General features: G+C 68.4%; 12 protein-coding genes and 2 pseudogenes. 8 read left to right on the top strand and 6 right to left on the bottom strand.

The features are described from left to right. Positions 1–9: 9 nt before the first annotated feature. Both AC0666_RS28720 and AC0666_RS28715 read right to left on the bottom strand, forming a co-directional pair. Complete coding sequence (locus tag AC0666_RS28720; protein WP_478708654.1) at positions 10–1,260, bottom strand: methyltransferase; 1,251 nt, start codon at positions 1,258–1,260, stop codon at positions 10–12. Positions 1,261–1,318: 58 nt separating this feature from the next. Continuing rightward, positions 1,319–1,669: a tetratricopeptide repeat protein gene (locus AC0666_RS28715; protein ID WP_478708624.1), complete on the bottom strand. Its 351-nt coding sequence runs from the start codon at positions 1,667–1,669 to the stop codon at positions 1,319–1,321. A 106-nt stretch (positions 1,670–1,775) separates the two neighbouring features. On the opposite strand from AC0666_RS28715, the gene AC0666_RS28710 reads away from it, so the two are divergent. From AC0666_RS28710 to AC0666_RS28700, 3 genes and pseudogenes are all read left to right on the top strand, one after another. Continuing rightward, on the top strand, positions 1,776–2,741 hold the full coding sequence (locus AC0666_RS28710) for a pirin family protein (protein ID WP_468969505.1): 966 nt from the start codon (positions 1,776–1,778) through the stop codon (positions 2,739–2,741). Positions 2,742–4,563: 1,822 nt separating this feature from the next. Beyond that, on the top strand, positions 4,564–7,302 hold the full coding sequence (locus tag AC0666_RS28705) for a WD40 repeat domain-containing protein (protein ID WP_478708623.1): 2,739 nt from the start codon (positions 4,564–4,566) through the stop codon (positions 7,300–7,302). Positions 7,303–7,448: 146 nt separating this feature from the next. Next, positions 7,449–7,586 (top strand): annotated as a pseudogene (locus AC0666_RS28700) (IS5/IS1182 family transposase); the annotation flags it as partial. A gap of 341 nt (positions 7,587–7,927) precedes the next feature. Here AC0666_RS28700 and AC0666_RS28695 read toward each other — a convergent pair. After that, positions 7,928–8,890 (bottom strand): WD40 repeat domain-containing protein, encoded by a 963-nt coding sequence (locus AC0666_RS28695; RefSeq protein ID WP_478708622.1) that lies wholly within the window; start codon positions 8,888–8,890, stop codon positions 7,928–7,930. A gap of 1,034 nt (positions 8,891–9,924) precedes the next feature. On the opposite strand from AC0666_RS28695, the gene AC0666_RS28690 reads away from it, so the two are divergent. Next, the gene (locus AC0666_RS28690; protein ID WP_478708621.1) at positions 9,925–11,712 is read left to right on the top strand and encodes a WD40 repeat domain-containing protein; all 1,788 of its coding nucleotides are present in this window, start codon (positions 9,925–9,927) and stop codon (positions 11,710–11,712) included. 516 nt (positions 11,713–12,228) lie between these two features. Here the strand turns inward: AC0666_RS28690 and AC0666_RS28685 are convergent. Beyond that, positions 12,229–12,701, bottom strand: a pseudogene (locus AC0666_RS28685) (transposase); the annotation flags it as partial. 364 nt (positions 12,702–13,065) lie between these two features. Between AC0666_RS28685 and AC0666_RS28680 the strand changes: the two are divergent. The 3 genes from AC0666_RS28680 (at position 13,066) to AC0666_RS28670 (ending at position 14,852) form a co-directional block, all read left to right on the top strand. After that, positions 13,066–13,896, top strand: a complete 831-nt coding sequence (locus AC0666_RS28680; protein WP_468969516.1) for a hypothetical protein — start codon at positions 13,066–13,068, stop codon at positions 13,894–13,896. A 213-nt stretch (positions 13,897–14,109) separates the two neighbouring features. Then, complete coding sequence (locus tag AC0666_RS28675) at positions 14,110–14,382, top strand: LysR substrate-binding domain-containing protein (RefSeq protein WP_478708620.1); 273 nt, start codon at positions 14,110–14,112, stop codon at positions 14,380–14,382. Next, complete coding sequence (locus tag AC0666_RS28670; RefSeq protein ID WP_478708653.1) at positions 14,352–14,852, top strand: LysR substrate-binding domain-containing protein; 501 nt, start codon at positions 14,352–14,354, stop codon at positions 14,850–14,852. Before AC0666_RS28675 ends, AC0666_RS28670 begins: the two co-directional genes overlap by 31 nt. A 314-nt stretch (positions 14,853–15,166) precedes the next feature. Here AC0666_RS28670 and AC0666_RS28665 read toward each other — a convergent pair whose 3' ends face one another. Continuing rightward, on the bottom strand, positions 15,167–15,622 hold the full coding sequence (locus AC0666_RS28665) for a hypothetical protein (protein ID WP_478708619.1): 456 nt from the start codon (positions 15,620–15,622) through the stop codon (positions 15,167–15,169). Positions 15,623–15,687: 65 nt separating this feature from the next. Beyond that, positions 15,688–16,200 carry a winged helix-turn-helix transcriptional regulator gene (locus AC0666_RS28660; RefSeq protein ID WP_478708618.1) on the bottom strand — a complete coding sequence of 171 codons (513 nt, stop codon included), beginning with the start codon at positions 16,198–16,200 and terminating at the stop codon, positions 15,688–15,690. Between the two features lie 452 nt (positions 16,201–16,652). Between AC0666_RS28660 and AC0666_RS28655 the strand changes: the two genes are divergently transcribed. Continuing rightward, on the top strand, positions 16,653–17,063 hold the full coding sequence (locus AC0666_RS28655; protein WP_030302928.1) for an acyl-CoA thioesterase: 411 nt from the start codon (positions 16,653–16,655) through the stop codon (positions 17,061–17,063). The last annotated feature ends 1,532 nt before the right edge of the window (positions 17,064–18,595 follow it).

Genomic DNA, 18,595 nt, shown 5'->3' with positions numbered 1-18,595 from the left:
ACCGGCAGGTCACATGGGGCGCGGCCGCTCGTTCCGCTTGATCGCCCGCAGGACCACGAACTTCGGCTCGCTCGCCACGACTTCGCTGTTGCCGAAGAGACGGCGCAGGTGCGTGTGGTAGCCCATGTGCCGGTTGGCGATCACCCACAGCTCGCCGCCCGGACGCAGTACCTTCCGCGACTGCGCGAACATGCGCAGGGCCGTCGCGTCCGTCGTCGCCTGGTGGGAGTGGAAGGGCGGATTGCACAGCACCAGGTCCACCGAGCCGCGCGGCAACATGGCCACCCCGTCGCCGACGATGAACTCCGCCCGCTCGCGGCGCCCGGCGCGGACGCCCGCCCCTCCGCGGGCATCGGCCCCGCCACGAGCCTCGGCCCCGCCCGGGACATTGGCCTCGTACGTCGCGCGGGCCGAGGCGACCGCCTGGTACGACTCGTCCGTGAACACGATCTCGGCGTCCGGATCGGCGACGGCGACCGCCGTGCCCACGATGCCGTTGCCGCAGCCCAGGTCCACGACCCGGGCGCCGGCCGTGTTGTTGGGGATGTTCTGCAGGAAGAACCGGGTCCCGACGTCCAGCCGGTCCGCGCAGAAGATCCCGGCGTGGTTGACGGCGGTCAGGCCGGCGCCCGAGCCCGCGTCCTGGTCGAGGGTGTAGGTGAGCGGCCAGGGGCCCGCGGCCGCGGCGGGCGCGCCCTTGCCCGCGAGCTCGGGGGTGCAGAAGATCAGCCGGGCCTTCTTCTCGGCGAGCGAGGTCCGCGTCGGGCCGAGGATCCGCTCGAAGAGGTTCAGCGTGGAGGTGTGGATCTCCTTGACCATGCCCGTGCCCACCACGACGGTGCCCTCGTGGACGTGCGGGGCCAGTCGCAGCAGCTGGTCCTCCAGCAGCGCCAGGCTCTTGGGCACCCGTACGAGAAGTACGTCGATCCGCTCCGGCGGGGCGTCCTGCGTGGTCAGCAGCCGCACCGCGTCCTTGTCCGCCCCCGCCCGCTCCAGGTTCGCCTCGGTGGCGGCCCGGGTGAGGAAGGAGTCGGTGATCTGCGCCGGGCGGTACGCCGCCAGCGCCGTCGCCAGCGCCCCCCAGCGGTCCCCGAGCACGGTGATCTGCGGGGCGCCGGACAGGTCCACCGGGCCGCGGTCGCCCGTACCGGCGTCGAGGTGGCGCAGCAGGTACTCGTCGGCGGCGTCCCAGGCGCGGAGCCGGTCGCGCGGGTCCTCGGGGAAGCGGGTGAGCTCGTAGGAGCCGAAAGGCGTGGTCAGACGGTTCATCGTGGTCCCAGGCTATCCGAGGCGGCCGCCCGGCCCCGCACGCCTGCCGCTACTCGGGGAACTCGCCCGCCATGGCGGCGGCCAGCCGCAGGCACGGCGCGGCCTCCGCGGCCCGGCCCTGGCGCTCCAGCGTGCGACCGAGCATCAGCTGCGCGTAGTCCTCCACCGGCCAGCGCTCCAGGATGTCGCGGAGCTCGCGCTCGGCGCGCGCGAGCTGCGCGGAGTGGTAGTAGGCGCGGGCCAGCAGCAGGCGGGGCGCCAGCTGCTCGGGGGCCTCGGCGGCCAGGGTGTCCAGGATGCGTGCGGCCGTCGCGTACTCCTTCGCGTCGAAGAAGAGCCGGGCCCGCACCCAGCGCTCGGCCGCCGTCCCGTGCCCGAAGTAGGTCGTCGGCGCGTTCATCGGGTCCCTTCCGCCGTTCAGGTGGTGTGTACGGGCGCTCCAACACGTGACGGCGGCTGAACATTCCACGGAACGCGGGGGTGGCCGCGGTACTAAGTTGGTGGGCATGAGCAATCTCGATCGTCAGCCCGCTCTCTCCGTCTGCGGCGGCCGGGGCTTCGTCGTGGCCGAACCCGTACGCGAGCTCCTCAGCCCGCGCACCGTCAAGCTCGGCGAGTCCACCGAGGTCCGCCGACTCCTGCCGAACCTGGGCCGCCGGATGGTGGGCGCCTGGTGCTTCGTGGACCACTACGGGCCGGACGACATCGCCGGCGAACCCGGAATGCAGGTCGCCCCCCATCCGCACACCGGTCTCCAGACGGTGAGCTGGCTGCACGAGGGCGAGGTGCTGCACCGCGACAGTGTCGGCAGCCTGGAGACGATCCGCCCGCGCGAGCTCGGCCTGATGACCTCCGGCCGCGGGATCAGCCACTCCGAGGAGAGCCCCCGCTCCCACGGCCGGCTACTGCACGGCGCCCAGCTGTGGGTGGCCCTCCCGGACGCCCACCGCAACGTGGAACCGCACTTCCAGCACCATGCGGAGCTCCCGCACGTGACGGCCCCGGGCCTGACGGCCACGGTCATCCTGGGCACCCTGGACACGGCGACCTCGCCGGGCACGGCGTACACCCCGATCGTCGGCGCCGACCTGGCCTTGGCCGCGGGCACCGAGACCCGGCTCCCGCTGGACCCGGACTTCGAGTACGCGGTCCTGTCCATGTCGGGCGAGGCCCACGTGGACGGCGTCCCGGTCCTCCCCGGCTCGATGCTCTACCTCGGCTGCGGCCGCACGGAACTCCCGCTGCGCGCGTCGTCGGACGCGGGGCTGATGCTGCTGGGCGGGGAGCCGTTCGAGGAGGAGATCGTGATGTTCTGGAACTGGATCGGACGGTCACACGAGGACATCGCGCAGGCGCGAGAAGACTGGATGAACGGGACGAGGTTCGGTGAGGTGAAGGGCTATGACGGCCCTCCACTTCCGGCTCCTGACCTGCCCCCGGCCCACCTCAAACCACGCGGCAGAGTGCGCTGACCTGCGATAACCGGAGCGAGGCGGTCCCGCAGGGCGCAGGCCGCACTCCCTCCGGTTGCTGAAGCCTCGGCGCTTCCGATCACGCCCCGCGCTTGCCCTTCGACGGTGCGGGGTCTTCCCCTTCTGTGGGCGTCCGTGGGTGGGCGTGTGTCTACGAATGCTGACCCGATGCTGACTTTTCTGACGCCGCATCAGGTGAGGCTTCGGGCAGGTGCAGACGTCGAATCGACTTCGTCGGCGATCGGCGCTTGTCTGGAAGTTGTTCCCGCTACGTGCCGGCCGGACTGCCCACTGCGCTTCGCAAGGGTCGGACCGAGAGTCTGATCGCCTGGGTGCTACCGCTTGTAGGAAGCCGACAAACCCTGCAGCGGTTGTCGCAGCGGCGTCCGCCGTGCAGCCTTGGCGAGGTGGGCTCCTGGGAGGCAGCGCGATCACCGTTGTTGTCGGTGGTGCCTGATGATCACTTTGCGGCGTCGTGATTGGGCGCGTAGGGCGGGATCGTCCAGCGCATCGTTGTCTGACCTGTAGGGCCAGGCTGAAGAGTCACGGGATAGACCTGTCCGAAGCGGCGTTCGCCGGGGGACCACAGGCGCTGAACTCTCCCATCCTGGACACCTTCTTCTCGTGCGCTGCGTGCGCGGCAGGCGAGCGGCAGCGTCCCGCGCGATTTGCTTGCCCTTGCGGGTGCGCAGGGTCTTCTTGAGTCGGGCGGCATGGGCAGGCTCGCGAGGTACGACGCGTACTAGGCCTCGGCGCTGGGCCGCAGGCGGGGATCCGTGCCGGTGCCACCGAACAGATATCCGGCCTTCCGGAGAAGAGTTATCCGCGAGGCACTCGCGATCCGGCCTGGGACACCATGGCGGTTGATCAGGCGTACGCCGCTCTGGCCGTCTCGGACATGGCCTTCGGCCTTTACAAGATCCTCGGTTTCCGCTTCGCCCCTGCTTTCGGGACCTGACCGACCAGCGGTTCTGGCGTGTGGACGTGCCCGCGGGCGACGGCGAGGAGCTGGCCGGCGGCTACGGGCCTCTGGAGGCCATCGCCCGCAACAAGGGGTCGGGTGAGGCGGACCAGGGCGCGGTAGAGGGCCTTGTGCGCGGGGACGTCGGGCATCGGGGGCAGGGGGCTCCGGGGTCGGCGTAGGAGCGGAGCATGTGGGCGACGAGGCGTTGCCAGGCGTCGGGGGCGGCGTCGCCGGCGGCGTTGACGACACGGGCGGGGAGCCGTCCGCAGGCCGGAGTACCGGCCGCAGCGGTGGCAGCGGGGTGGGCTTCAAGGGGCGGGCCGGTCGGGTGCCGGCTTCGTGGCGCCACCGCTCGGCCTGTTCCTGCTGCACAGGGCGTGGTCGGTGTTGCCGTCCGCGTTCGCGGGCGGCCAATCCCGGACTGTCGCCCGGCATCGCTGGCCGCCGCCGGTTCTGGCTGGGGTGTTGACCACGTCTCACATGCAGATGTCGTGGGTTGACCGTGCTCGGTACCATGCCCGCAAATTCAAGTCCAGGATGCTCCATGAAGAACGTTGTCACGGCCGCGCGATCCTCGACGGCCACGTCCGCGTGATCCATCCGTTGCGTCGTCAATTGCATGATGGTAGGCCCCAGGCCATCGGGCTTTTCCGATGCGTGCCGAAAGGGTCTTGCCGAAGCGGCCCCAAGCCTCCGAGCGGCCTGGCCGGCGAGCGGTCAACGCCTCCACACCGCATCCGCGTCCGCCTTGCGAGCAGGCGATGGGCGACGCTGTAGGGCTGGCGCCTGGCGCGGAGACTGCTGGCTCACCATCCACACTACGGCCCCGATGTCAGTGCCGGATCGTAGTCTCTGGCCATGAGCGAAGGACCGGCGGAAGAGCCGCATGACATGCATTCCTTGTTGTCGAATCCCAGTCTCCTTCTCACGACGGAACCGGCGCGTGTCATCGAGCTGTTGGGCCATGCAGACGACTCTCGGAGTCGGGCCATAGCAGCGGTGTACCGGGCTTCGGAGGAAGTGCACCGGACGCTGGTGCCGGTTCAGAGACGCCAGGTGCTGACGCTGGACGCGGCACGGCTGGGTGAGACGGAACTCGCCGCATGGTTCGGGAGCGCGGATGTGCCGGGGCAGCCCGGTCCACAGTGGGTTCCGGAGTGGGCGAGCGGCTCTGCATCCGACCCTCGGTTCCTGCGCGCTTTCACAGGCCACGACGCTCCTGTGACGGCCGTGGCGACGGCGGTTGTCGACCATCGGCCGGTCGCCGTTGCGGGAAGCAAGGACGGGGCTGTGCGGGTGTGGGACTTGACGACCGGGAGGCTGCGGCATGAGCTGACGACGGGCCATACCGACCCGGTGTCGTCGGTGACGGCCGAGTTGCTGGCCGTGGCCACGGCTCTGGTGGACGAGCGTGCCTTGGCGTTCACACTGCACGCCTTTGGGCCGGTGGGCGTGTGGGATCTGGAGACAGGCCGTTCTGCAGGCGAACTCGTCGACATGGTGGAGTGCGCGACCCCGGACGGGCGCCGTGTGGCTCTGACCATGGGGAAGGACCGGACACTGCAGGCATGGGACCTGCTCACCGGGGCCCAGATCAGCGCGTTCCCCTGGGTCACGGACATAGGTGTGCTGGGCGGGCGCCTCGTCGCCGTCGCCGCCGCCGTGAACCAACCGGTCCAGGTGTGGGATCTGATGGCTGACCGTCAAGTCGCCGAGCGTCTGGCGGTCGTGGACGCCTTCCTGGCCGAAGGACAGCGGCCGTTCGCTGTGACTGAGGAGGAAGGACAGCCGCCGCGCGTGTGGGACCTCATCACCGGTCACCCGATCGAAGGAGCCGAGCGGGCAGAGCTCGGGTTGTTGGAGGCGGAGGACTTGTCAGGCGTGTCAGCTCTGACGGCGGTCAACAACCGAGTGGTCGCCGTCACCCTCGACTATCAGGCCGAACCGGAACTGGTCGGGAACTGGACCGCCGACTACCGCGACAAAGACGCGTCCATCCGAAGACGTGAGACCGCGGTCCTGGGCGCGAGCAGGGTCGTGCTCTGTGCGGGAGCCGATCAGGCACTGCACGTCTGGGACCTGACCACGAGCACTCAACGCACCGACGACATCCGAGCCATCAGGAGTGCCCCTCCCGGGGACGGACTGCTGGCCCTGTCCCCCGACCCGGGTGAGCGAACAGACCTGTGGGACCTGATAGCGGGCCGCAGAGGCGGCCGGATCAGTACCGGGAACGCGGTAGGAGTCGGACCTCGGGCCACTTCCCGGTCCCTGGTGCTGCAGGGGCGAATGGTTTCGCTCGCCGCCGAACCGGACGGCACGGTCACTGTGCTGGACGCGGTGGAAGGGTGGCCCTCGGGGCGGCCGCTGACCGGCCACACGGAGCGGGTGTGCGCCATGGACACCGTGCCCGCCGGGCAAGCGACGCTGGCGGTGACCGCCGGCCTGGACCAGACCGTGCGGGTGTGGAATCTGGAGACCCGGATGCAGCAGGGCGAGCCCCTTACCGGGCACACCGGCCAGGTGTGGGACCTCGACACCACCCTCGTGGAGGGACGTCCGGTAACCCTGACCGCGGGCGAAGACGGCACGGTGCGCATGTGGGATCTCACCCAGGTACACGGTGGGGGCCAGCACCGCTCCGGACATACCGGCGCCGTCGTCGCCCTCACCACGACGATTCTCGACGGGAAGCCCGTGGCCATCACCGCGGGCTCCGACAAGACCGTACGGACCTGGGACGTGGCCACCGGTCAGCAGGTCACCGATGCCTCGCAAACCGTGGCAGCCGTCATGGCGACAGCGGACCTGGACGGGCGCCCGGTAGTCGTGACCGCCGGCCCAGACGCGACCTTGCACATTCTCGATCCCCTCACCGGCCGAGAGGTTCGCTCAGCGACGCCCAGCCACCACGGCAGAGTCCTCGCCATGGCCACTGCGAACCTGGACGGAGTGCCCGTAGCGGTCACCGCGGGCAGCGACCGCACCGTGGGGGTCTGGGATCTCAACACCGGCAAGGCGTTGTGCGAGCCTCTCACCGGTCACTCCAGCCGGGTCACAGCCGTTGCCACCACTGTTCTGGACGGACGGCCCGTCGCGGTGACGGGCGGCTGGGACAAGTCGGTGCGGCTGTGGGACCTCACCACCGGCCGCCAGGTCGACGGGCCATTGACCGGCCACACGGACTGGGTGACCTCGGTGGCCACCGCGACGCTGCCCAGCGGTCCTGCCGCGATGACAAAGGGGCGGGACGGAACGGTCTGCCTGTGGGACCTCAGCTCCATGGCCCAGGTCGGCAGCCACGAGCTCACCGAGTCAGGTCCGAGCGGGGCGATGGCCGTCAGCAGCACCGATGACGGGCGACTCGTGGCGGCCATCAGCCATGACAACACCGTGCGGTTCCTCGACCTGGCCACAGGGCACAGGGCCACCACCGACTATCTGCTCCCTCTGCCCGTGCACGCGCTCACAGTCGCACCGAATGGTGATCTCGTGGTCGCGTTCGGCCCCGAGGTGGCAGTGCTGCGGCTCCAGGCGTCCGGCGCTGTCGAAGTCACGCAGGGTGCTGCCGCCACGAGCGGAGCCGTACACCCATGAGAATCCGGGTTGTCTCACTCAACGTGCAGCGGGCTTCCGTCCCCGCACCCCCCGGTGAAGGAGCGCGCGGTCGAATCTTGCCCAGCCATCGACTGTCTGCCGCTTGCCGACCGGGCACTTGTGGTGGCATCGGTCTGGCGCCAACGGTGATCGCGAACCGGGCGTACTCCTCACGCATGATCCGGTCCCACCTGCGCGAACGGGACATCCGGGCGGTGATCCCGCAGCCAGTGGACCAGGTCCGCAACCGGCTACGACGTGGTCGAGGAGATACTGGGCGCCCCGCTGGTGGTTCGACCGGTCGGGCATCGAGTGGTGCTGGCCACCTACTTGGCCGTATCCGGCTGCTGTCGAATCACGTGAACGTCCGCGCCACCTGACACGGATCCGCTGCCCCCCGAATCGCTGCTCATCCTCACGAACAGAGCCAGAAAGGCCGTTTGTTCGGCGAACACTCCCACTCGCTGGAGCGACCCCGTGCCGACGGCGCTGGAAAACCCCGTCGGCGCGGCGTCTCGGTGGTCCGCTTCGGAGCGGGCCGCCGGTCTGGTCAGGCCAGGACGTCAGTCACAGCCGGGGGGAAGCCTCGGCGCCACGAGCGGCAACGGCGACCGGTCAGGCGCTGTCACAGCCCCTGCGCCGTATCGCCGTAGTACAGCAACGCCACCTCCTGGCCGGCGCAGGCGACCAGGCCGCCGTCCGGACCGATGGCCAGCCTCACGCGACGACGCTTTGCCCCAAGTGACCGCTGGCGTGCGGAGGCGCCCTCACAGATGGGGAGTTGGAGCGTCGGTCCGGTCTGTTCGTCGGTTGCCACGTCCCAGATCCGCAGGGTGCCGTCGTCGTGGCCGGCCAGCACGACGGTGCGGCCACGCAGCACCATGGTCTGCAGTGCACTGACTCCGGCGGGCCGGTAGAGGAGGTCGGTGAGGCTTTCGGCCTGCCATGCCCTGAGAGCCTGTCCCGTAGTCATGTCCCACAGTTTCAACCGCCCGTCCCAGTAACCGGCCACTACGACGGGACGGCCGCCGAGTGTCATCATGGCGATCGCGGAGACTGGGCCGTCTGCGGTGGGGAATGATGTGAGCTGCCTGCCTTCCGTGAGGTCCCAGATTCGTATCTTCTCATCCCAGTCGTGGTCTAGGTCCATGCCACCGCCGGTGATGGCGACGGCACGGCCGTCGACCATCGCAGTGGCCACGTGGGCCACCCAGGTTGTGTGACCAACAAGGGGGGAGCCGATCTGCCGGCAAGTCGTCAGGTCCCACAGCCGTACCGTGCAGTCCTCGTGGCCGGTGACGACGACCGGGCAGGCATCGATCATGACTACGGCCACGGCTTGGGTATCCTCGGCAGGCAGGTCCGACACATGGTGTCCAGCGGCCAGGTCCCACAGTCCGACCCTGCGCGAATCGTGGCCGAGGACGGCGACCGCCGGATGATTTCCGAACGGGACGATCGCCATGTCCTCCACCGCACCGGCCGATATCTCACCGGAGCAGCTGCCGTCGGTCAGGTCCCACACGCACACGGTGTCCTTGCCGGCGGTGACGGCGACGCGGTGTCCGTCGAGCACCGTGGTCACCACAGTGCTGACCGGAGACAACGATGTGCCTCCGCATTCCGAGCGGGTCCACCGGGGAACCCAGATGTCGGACAACGCACCGTCCGCCGGATTGCGCATTCTTCCACCCCGCACGGTGACATGAGCCAGACGACCGTCTCCGGCTGCTTCAGAACGGTCGCCGACTGCTCGGTGGGCACGGCCGAGCAGCTTAACTCATGCGGCTCAGCCGGTCGTTTGGGAGCCGCTTTCCGGTACGCCGAGCAGCTGGGGCCGGGCGGTGTCGTGGCTGACTTCACAGCAGCAAGTGGATGTTTGCGTCATTCGTCTGCAGGATGCGCCTCCCTCATCCCAGGGCGCAAACACCCTTGTGCCGTGCGTCCGGCGTGGCGGTGGCCGACATGGAGGCGTGCCAGCCTCACCTGACACATGGCAGTAGTCGCTCGGTGTCCGGTTCCGACCGGTGGACCGTCGGCCCTTGGAAGATCACGACATGTATCATTGCCTGCCGCTGTGGAGGTGGGGCACCGTCCAGGTTGCCCTGCTGTGACGGGGGTGGACGCGTGGGCCACAACGATGTCTTGCCTGGTACGCCGTCGGAACCTTTGGGGGGATGGTCCGAAGCTGGGTGGGCTGAGCAGAAGACGGCGATAGCACAAGCGTTGTCCGGCGGGTCCGTGGACTCCCTGCTCGTGGATCCTGTATTCCTCGTTCATGCCGATCCGGAGTTCGTAGTGCCGCTGCTCGACAGCGCCGCAGGTCACCGGGCACGGGAGTCGGCCGCGGTGTACCGAGCGTCCCTGCATTACAGGGGCCGCGACGCGGGTGTCCGGCGCTGGCTGCTGGGAATGCATGCCCTACGCACCGACCACCCACAGCTGGCCGCAGTGGTGCGTGCCGTGCACGTGGCCGACGGAGAGGGCCCTGCTGGAGTCTGGTGGCCGTCCTGGTCGAACGGGGGCCACGTGGAGGACTTCTGGGCGGGGCGGCCTGCGGCGAGCGGGGCGACGCCTGTTCCAGGGGCCGGGCCGTCCGGCAGGGACGTGCGGGAGGTCGTCTTGACGACTCCGGAGGGCCGCCAGGCCGTGGCCTCTGCCGGCCTCGCCTCGTGGGTGTGGTCCCTGATCACCGACAAGAACCGGACCAGGCCTTCCGACGGCGTCAGGCCCTTCGCGGTGACGGCCCTCGGGACGCGGCTGGTTGTCGTTCGTCACACCCGCGAGGGGACAGTGCGGGTGTGGGACGTCGAAACCGACCGCCCAGTGGGGCCGCCGATCACCGGGCACATCGCCTCGATCGCTGTGGGCGTCCTCGACGGACGCCCGGTGGCGGTCACCGGTGGCTACGACAAGACGGTGCGGGCGTGGGATGTGGCGGAGGGCCGCCCTCTCGGCCAACCCCTCACCGGGCATACCGACTGGGTGCGGGCGGTGGCGGTGGCCTCGCTGGAGGGGCGGCTGGTTGCTGTCACGGGCAGTGATGACAAGACGGTGCGGGTGTGGGATGTGGCGGAGGGCCGCCCCCTGGGTCAGCCCCTGACCGGGCATACCCGTTCGGTGCGGGCGGTGGCGGTGGCCTCGTTGGAGGGGCGGCTGGTTGCTGTCACGGGCAGTGATGACAAGACGGTGCGGGTGTGGGATGTGGCGGAGGGCCGCCCCCTGGGTCAGCCCCTCACCGGACAATCGGGCGTGGTGAGCGGCGTCTTCACGGCCTGCGTGGACGGCCGCCCTGTCGCCGTCGCCCACTGCAGTGAGAAGGAGCGGGTCCAGATCTGGGACCTTCTGGCGGATCCACACCGCACCGGTCACACCGCTGCCGTGTGCGCTGTGGCGGTCGCCGACCTCGACGAGGGTCCCGTCGCCGTGACGAGCGGCGAGGACGGGACCGTACGGGTATGGGACCTGGGCGATGGCCGATCAGTCGGCCAGGCGTGGGCCGGCGACGGCGTGGCCAGGTCCCTGGCCGCAGCCACGATCGAAGGTCGGCCGGTGGTCGTAACGGGCGGCGGCCACGTGGGCTTGTGGGACCTGACGACCGGCCGGTCAGTCCGCTGGCTCGGAAGCCACCGCGGTGGCGGTGTGAACGCGGTTGCCGTGGCCACCGTCGACGGCCTTACGTACGCCATCACCGGCGGCAACGACCGGCTCGACCTGGACGGCGACGAGGACGACGGAAGCGTACGGTTCTGGGGCCTGCCCGAGGGGCCGCCACACGGTAAAAGCGAGGGCGCTCTGCTGTGGGCTGAACTGCGGCTGGGCACCGACGAGGGTCAAGGACACTTGTGGCTGGAAGAACTGTCCCGGGAAATTCCCCGGCGTGAGTTCCACCGGCTGGATGCCCACTGGGTGCGGGCGTTGGCCGTGGCCACCGTTGCGGACCGTCCCATTGCCGTCATCGCCTGCGGCAGCTACGGCGAACTACGTGCAGTGGACCTCACAACCTGGCAAAGCCTACGGTTCGGGCACCATGAGAGCTGGGTCAACGCGGTGGCGACGGCGACCGTTGAGGGCCGTCCCGTGGCTGCCACCGCTGGCGAGGACGCGACAGGGCGTGTTTGGGACCTGACCACCGGCAAGGCTCTCGGCCAACCCCTGATCGGTCACACCGCTCCCATACGAACCGTGTCGGTCACCACTCTCAACAGCCGACCGGTCGTCATCACGGGAGGAGACGACTGCACCATCCGCGCCTGGGACCTGAACACTGGCCGGCAGGTCGGGCCGGAGTTGTGCTTCCCCAACCCCATCAGGGCCGCGGCGACCACCACCGGGGGTGAGCTGATCGTCTGTCACGGCACCGAGATCACCCTCTTTGTCCACGACAGGCCTGATCGGACAGCCAGGTGATGCTGGGAGGGATGGCGGGTTGCTGTGCGGGCGGGTCGCTGGCCTGGTGTGTCGGTACGCGGCGCAGCCCACCGCGGACCGGCCCGACGGCGCGATTGTGGCCACCACCGTGCCAAGCGCCGGGAGGGGTAGCCGGTCGAGGTCCTGGACCTCACACCGTGAGCCGGCCTGGTGTATGCCTATGCCGTTGACCCTGCCGAGAGGTCGTTCGTGTTGCCGGATGACTGGCCGGGGCCGGTCGCCGGTCTTCATCTCCCATGACGGCGCTCGCGATACCCGGCCCGGCGACGACTGCGGCCCCGTTACCGCAGGTAGCCCTGGTCCACCCGGACACCCCGCACACGCCTCACGACCGCCGCTACAACACCGGTGTAGGTGCTTAATCTCCGCGGCCTATGCCGAGGCTGTGAGCTGGGGGTTCACGCGCTGTCTCACGCCGTGTCATGCGGCTTGAGTCTCAGATCCGTGGCATTTGTTCGACAAACCGGCAACCGATGGGCTCATGGTCTGTGCCGCTCAGTTGTCGAACCAGACCACGGGTCGGACATTGTCGTCTGCGAGGTCCTGACAAAGGCGTTGGACGTGTCGGGGGGTGATGAGGCAGGTGGCGAGGCCGAGGAACGCTTCGTGGATCTCGTCTCGTCGTTCCCATCGAATGCGTAGGCGGCGGAAGCCGTGGAGCCAGGCGATCGTCCGCTCGACAACCCACCGGTGGATTACAAGGCCGGATCCGTGCGGGACTCCGCGTCGTGCGATCCCCGGTTTCACACCCGTCGCCCAGACCAGACGGCGGTACTTGTCGTGGTCGTAGCCACGGTCGCCGAGTAGGCTGTCAGGCCGTTTCCCTGGCCGTCCGCCCAGGCCGGAGACCGATGGGATCTTCTTCAGTAGCGGTATCACCTGGGTGACGTCGTTACAGTTGCCGCCGGTCAGTGCGAGGGCGAGTGGGATGCCCTGGCCGTCAGGTGGTGCTTGCTGCGCGGTCGACCGGGCTGGGCCCGCGTTTCGCTCTTTCGGGAGGGGCAAGCGGGCTGGCCACGGCGTCACCGGGCGGGCTACGGCCGCGGCTGGGTGAACAAGCCTTGCTCGGTCTCGACCACGACTGATCCGCAGATTCCACGACCACCTCCGAGATCAGTCGCGGCGTACAGCAGCGCTGCCGCTTCGATTGCGCACGGGAAGATCGCGCGCCAACGGGAGGCCTGCCGCATGTCCCTCCGACATCGGTCGCAGCCAGCAGCAGTTCAAGTACGTTCACGCCGACGGTTCCCCTTCCGGTCGGCAAAGCAGTTTGCTCTCTTGGCGTCCGATGCTTTCTCATGATCTCGGAAGCCGTACAGGGAGAGCGGGCTCATGAAATGGCGATGGGGCAGGCAGCACCGAACGCAGAAGGGGTTCGGCGGAGCGGAGGCCCCGGAGAGCCGGGTGCTGCGGCACTGGGGCCTTCAGGGCGTGGAGTGGTGGCCGTGGCTGCGCCGCTCGCCGGTGGCCGTCGACCTGCTCGCGTGGTGGGGACACGCGGAGGCCTACCGGGCCCTGGTCGGGGAGGATGCGTACCGGGAGCGGGGGCGCGAGCTGTTGTCCCGGGCGTCCCCCCGTGACTGCGCGGCGGCGGGCATGGGGTGCGAACGGCGCATCGACCGGGCGTGTCGCACTCCGGAGATCTGTGCTCTGGAGCCGGCCGCGCCGGGCCGTCGCGAGGGCCCGGCGCCGGGAGCGTGCAGCGGTTTCTACGGGGGCACCTGGCTGAGGGTGAGGTTCAGCCCTGACGACCGGCATCGTGCGGTGTCCTGTCGTGAGGACGAGAAGTGGGCATCTCGCCTGTGGGTGGACGGCGTCCAGGTGGAAGCGGACGTGGCCCTGGACTTCGGGGGCCACTGGCAGGGGAACCGGTTCTACGTGGTGCAGGCCATGGGCCCGGACGACCATCCGATGCAGAGATGGGGCCCGGGAGGGGGCTGGATCGCCTCGTTGCTGATCCACGATATCGAGCGGGGCGCCTCGCGCCTGCTCGTGCCGGAAGACACCGAGGCGTGGACCGATCCCCTCGTCGTCCTGACCGGGGACGAATTGAAGGTCTACGCGGACCGGGCGGCCCACGACGCCGACGAACCCGACCGTGTGCTCCGCCTCGGCGAGGCCGTCGCCGACGACGGCACCGAGTCCGGGACCGACGGCTACTGAAGGACAGCAGCCGGAATACGGGGAAAGGTGCCGTAGGGAAGCCGAACCGGGTGGCCCCGGAATTGTTCCGCACCCGCTTCATGTCGTCTTCCAGCAGCGTCCCCTCTCCACCAGGTTCAGCCACGACGCGCTGGTGGGTGTGAAGTGCAGGTGGAACCGCGGGTGCGCCAGCAGCCATGCCGCGCAGGCCTTCGAGTCTTGGAGCGCCGTCCCGTGCGTCCCACGCCCGCCGGCCAGGTCCTCCTCGATGCCGAACAAGGGGTACGCTCCGCGCTGGCCGCAGCTGCCCTGGAACTCGACGCACTGCGTGCCGGCACGTCCGGGCGGATCCGGCTCGGCGCTTTCGCCTCGACCGCCACGAGCATCATCCCGAAGGCTCTCGTGCAGTTGCAAACGTCGTACCCCGAAGTCCGGGTCAGCCTCTCGCAGCTGGAGCCCGAGGCCGGCTTCGCCGGATCAAACGGGGAGACGCCGACCTCGCCCTGACTTATGACTACGACTTCATTCCCCAGCCGCCGCCGCGCAGACTGCGCCGGACCCTGGTTGCACGGGACCCCGTCGTGGCGGTGCTTCCCGCGGGCCACGAGCTGGCCAGCGGGGAGGTCATCGACCTGGCGAGCCTGGCCGGCGAGACGTGGGTCGCCGCGCCCGAGGCCGCGCTGCGGCTGGAGCTGCTTGCCCAGATGGCCAAGACATCAGGCTTCGAGGCCCGACTGGAGTACGAGGGCGACGACTTCAACACCATCCTGGGCTTCGTTGCCGCGGGCCTGTGTGTCGCGGTACTGCCCCGCTTGGCCCTGCCCCGCGGTGTGGCCAATGCTGTCGCGAGACCGCTGGCCAACCCGGAGCTGACACGGTTCATCTACACCGAACGCCTCGACACCCGCCACGCCCCCGAAGCGCTGCTGGCGCTCGAGCGAATGCTGACAACACAGGTCCGGGCAGTCATTGCCTGAGCCCCCGACCAGCCGTTCGGCGGTGCACTGACGCATTCGATCATTTGTGAATACATACATCGTGGCACCCGTCCCAGGTCGGGTGCTGCCAAACAATCGCCCTCGGGAGGCTCCTGGGGAGCTGACCGCTGTCGTGTAGTGACGTGACGCGGAAACCTCTTTCCGCATGAGCGCTGCCGTGATTCGACGCGGCGACGTCGTGGCGCTGACTGATCACCGGTCTCGTGGCCGCGAACATGGCAGCCCGGCATGGGCATGAGCGTCGCCCCCCGACATGGACGCCTCGGCGGTGGAGGAACACCGCCGACAGCCGATCACGCCGGTGGGCGGTCGACCTGGACTGGACGACGTGACCGATCAGGACTGGCCATGGGCATGAAGACCCGATCTCCGCCGGCCACGACCGAGTCGAGCCATGCGCCCGCCACGATGAGTACTCCCGCCGTGCCCGGCCGTCCCTGCCGGCTCGCAACCCGAGGCCCAAGCACGCGCAGGAAACGGGTGGCGGCTGTGAGCGGGCGCATCATGAGGGTGAGGCGTCGAATACGGCCCTCAGCGTCGAGATCGAGATACTGGGTCTCCTCCAACCGCAGGCGACCGACATGACCCGCGGCGCGCAGGACCGCGTGCTGTCCTTCCTGGAACTGTGCCTCGTAGTGGATGCCGGTGAACACTTCGAACACGCTCGTCAGGAGTTCCTCGAGTTCACGGTGCCCCCGAAACGTGAACCGGTCCGTCAGTGGCGAAACGAGCTCAACGTCCTCGGACATAGCGGCTACTGCCGCTCTCGCATCCCCCGCCTCGCCGGCCATTCGCCAAGCTGCGACGTGATCAGTCATGCCATCCCCGCAAGGCGCTCGGCAATGACGAGAGTGCCGGGCGCTGCGCGCCCGCCCGGGCCCGGCTGGACCGAGACGCCCTCCGGATGAACCGCTCCACTGCAGGTACGACACGTGACGAACACGTCTAGGACCTCTCCGCAGTGGTGCCGAAACACGATCGGCGGACCATCCGGCGCGTGCCAGCGGTCGCCCCACTGGGTGAGCGCCAAAAGCACCGTCACGAGCTCCCGTCCTGATGTGGTGAGCACGTAACGGAACCGCTGGGGACGCGTGGAGTACTCGACCCGTTCCAGCACATCGCCGTCCAGGAGTCTGTCGAGCCGATTCTTCAGCAGTGCGCGGGACACGCCAAGGTCGCGGACCAGCTCCTCAAAAGTGTCAATGCCTAGAGAGATGTCGCGCAAGACCAGCGGTGACCAGCAGTCACCCATCACATCCAGGGAACGCGACAGCGAACAGTGGAACGCTGCGAATGAGGCACGAGGCATGGCCAAAACCTGGTGCATTCATATTCTGAACGCACTCACGAACCCGTTCGGCGGCTGCTGCGCTGGGGCAGTTCCTGGAATTGCCATCACTCACGGGCGCGAGATCCCGCACTTCGCGTGCGACCGATGGTTTGCCCTGCGTCAAGTGGGAGTTTCCGAGTAATACCGTTGGAAAAAAATGACTGCTTATGACCGTGTTATGGTTACCGGGCTTTGGCGGCTGTGGGCCGGGGGTGGGCACCAGGGGATCGCCCTTGACGGAGCTGCAGCGGGTGGGTGAGAACGGTGCGCGCCTCACTCCACCGCACTGCTGTGGACCGGGACGAAGCAGGCTCCGTGGGGCTTTATCCGTGTCACGGAAGCCAGCGAGCGGCACGACCGCCGACCGCGCCCGAGTAGACCGCTGAGGCGATGCCCGTCGCCCTGCCCCGATTCCGGGCGGGTGATAATGACGAAATGAAATGAGTGGAATGACTCGCCATCAATACCGCTGCTCAGTCCGTTGGTCCGACATGGACGTCTACGGGCACGTCAACAACGCCGTCTTCCTCACCTATCTGGAGGAAGCGCGCAGTGACATACTCGGTGGCCAGGCCGCAATAGCCGGCGTGGACACCTTCACAGCGGGCTGCGTGAGCGCGAAGCACGAGATCGAGTACAAGGCGCCCTTGGAGTGGCGCGAAACGCCAGTCACCGTCGAGGTCTGGGTTACCGGCCTCAGGGCGGTGTCATTCAGCCTCGCCTACGAGGTGAAGGACGAAGGGACTCTGTACGCGAGGGCAGCCTCCACGATGGTTCCCTACGACCTGGAGGGCAAGCGCCCGCGGCGCCTCACCGAAGCGGAACGCGCCTACCTCACAGGATTTCTGACGCAGCAGTGACCGCTTGGCCGAGCCGGCCCGAGTCGCCCCCACATGGGCGACGACCGCTGACATGGGCGACGACCGCCTACCACGCCCGAATGGACCCGCTGAACAAGTGCCATCGCCATACCGTGATGCGGGCAGGAAACAACGACGAAATGAAATGACTCGAATGACATCCCTGCTGCTCGGCCTGGGGGGCGCGGCCCCGCCGTCTCAATCCGTCTCCGCCCGCGGCTCATCCGTCGTGCTGCGGGATGAGTAGGTCACAACCTCCGATGAGGCAGGAAGTCTGACCCGCCTCACTCGCACAAGAAGGAAACAAGTGAAGAATCGCTTTGCCCCCTTCTGTGTTGTGTGCCTGTTGAGTCTGAGTGTGTGTTCCGCAAATGGTCAGGGAATGCAACCCACCGAGACGTCGTCGAGCACAACTCAGGCGACACTGTACCCGAACACGGATGCAGGTTTCCGAAAGCTGATCTTGGCTGTACGTTTTGACGAGGATGTGGTGGCTTCACTGGAGCCGAATTCCGCTGACTATGCAGCGGTCATCGAGCCGGAGTTCGCGGCCAAAGCCGAGAAGATGTACGAAGAGTGGATCTGGTCCAATCCCCCCGCCACGTTTGACGTCGCCCCTGAAAAGACCGAAATCAAGGTGGCGAAGGCCACCAGCTGGTCAGTGGTTGCGCCTGGTGGCCGCCCGGTGCCGCGGGTGTCTGCGATCGCCCGGGGCGGCTCAGGGCGCCCGATGTCGCCCGCGCCGGTGCCGAGCTGGTTGAGCTTGTTTTGTCAGGCCGGCTCCGCTCTGGTCGTCGACTGCAGCGCCGTTCCGAGGCCCGTTGAAGAGACGGGAAACGGGGGGTCTACCGCCGCGCGCAGTAAGCACGGCTTATCCAACACAAAGGTGTCTCTACTTGCGCTTACTTCTGTGCGATTGCAGGATTCTGCCGCGAGCAGGAGCGGAGTCGCACGTGCCACCTGCCGCAAACCTCTTCGTCGAGCAGCGCACGTGGTACCCGTGTGTGATGCCTGCTCCGAGTCCGGATATGTCACCTCCTCAGAGGCCGAGGTGCGACCGACATCCCGGGCGGGGGACGGAGCAGACAGAGAGCACCGGCGGGCGCTCTGCGTGCAAGAAGGGACAACGAGTGCACCCACCACTACGGTCGGCCGTTCCCGTACGGTCGGCCGTCAGCCCGCGAGGGAGTCGCGGCCAGTGACGGCAACTACCTTGGGGAGTGGCGACTTGGGCTTGGTCCTCTTCATCGGAGCGCACCGGGGCAGGCATCTCGTGAGTGCGTGGGGAGCAGGTCTCACGGACAGTGTCGGCGGCGGGCGTCGGGGCCAGCGAGTCCTGCCCGTAGCCGAGAGTAGTCATCGACGCCTGGTGAGCTGCGCTCCGTCCGTCTCGTGACGAGGGGCCGAACCAGCAGGCGAGGAGACGGCTTGCCGTGCCGGCTGCCGGATTGATGCGATCTGTCGCCGAATTCTCCAAACAGTTGAGCGTTTGACTTCTGCTGTTCACGCTTTACCTGTCAAGTGCCCGGAGG

The organism is Streptomyces sp. NPDC043680, from assembly GCF_056436685.1.
The sequence above is the reverse complement of the archived record's forward strand: the minus strand, read 5'-3'. Positions and strand labels throughout refer to the sequence as shown.

Excerpts from the sequence above, each read along its gene's own strand:
- AC0666_RS28715 (WP_478708624.1), bottom strand. The coding sequence starts at position 1,669 with ATGAACGCGCCGACGACCTACTTCGGGCACGGGACGGCGGCCGAGCGC.
- AC0666_RS28710 (WP_468969505.1), top strand. The coding sequence starts at position 1,776 with ATGAGCAATCTCGATCGTCAGCCCGCTCTCTCCGTCTGCGGCGGCCGG.
- AC0666_RS28705 (WP_478708623.1), top strand. The coding sequence starts at position 4,564 with ATGAGCGAAGGACCGGCGGAAGAGCCGCATGACATGCATTCCTTGTTG.
- AC0666_RS28680 (WP_468969516.1), top strand. The coding sequence starts at position 13,066 with ATGAAATGGCGATGGGGCAGGCAGCACCGAACGCAGAAGGGGTTCGGC.
- AC0666_RS28665 (WP_478708619.1), bottom strand. The coding sequence starts at position 15,622 with ATGTCCGAGGACGTTGAGCTCGTTTCGCCACTGACGGACCGGTTCACG.
- AC0666_RS28660 (WP_478708618.1), bottom strand. The coding sequence starts at position 16,200 with ATGCACCAGGTTTTGGCCATGCCTCGTGCCTCATTCGCAGCGTTCCAC.
- AC0666_RS28655 (WP_030302928.1), top strand. The coding sequence starts at position 16,653 with ATGACTCGCCATCAATACCGCTGCTCAGTCCGTTGGTCCGACATGGAC.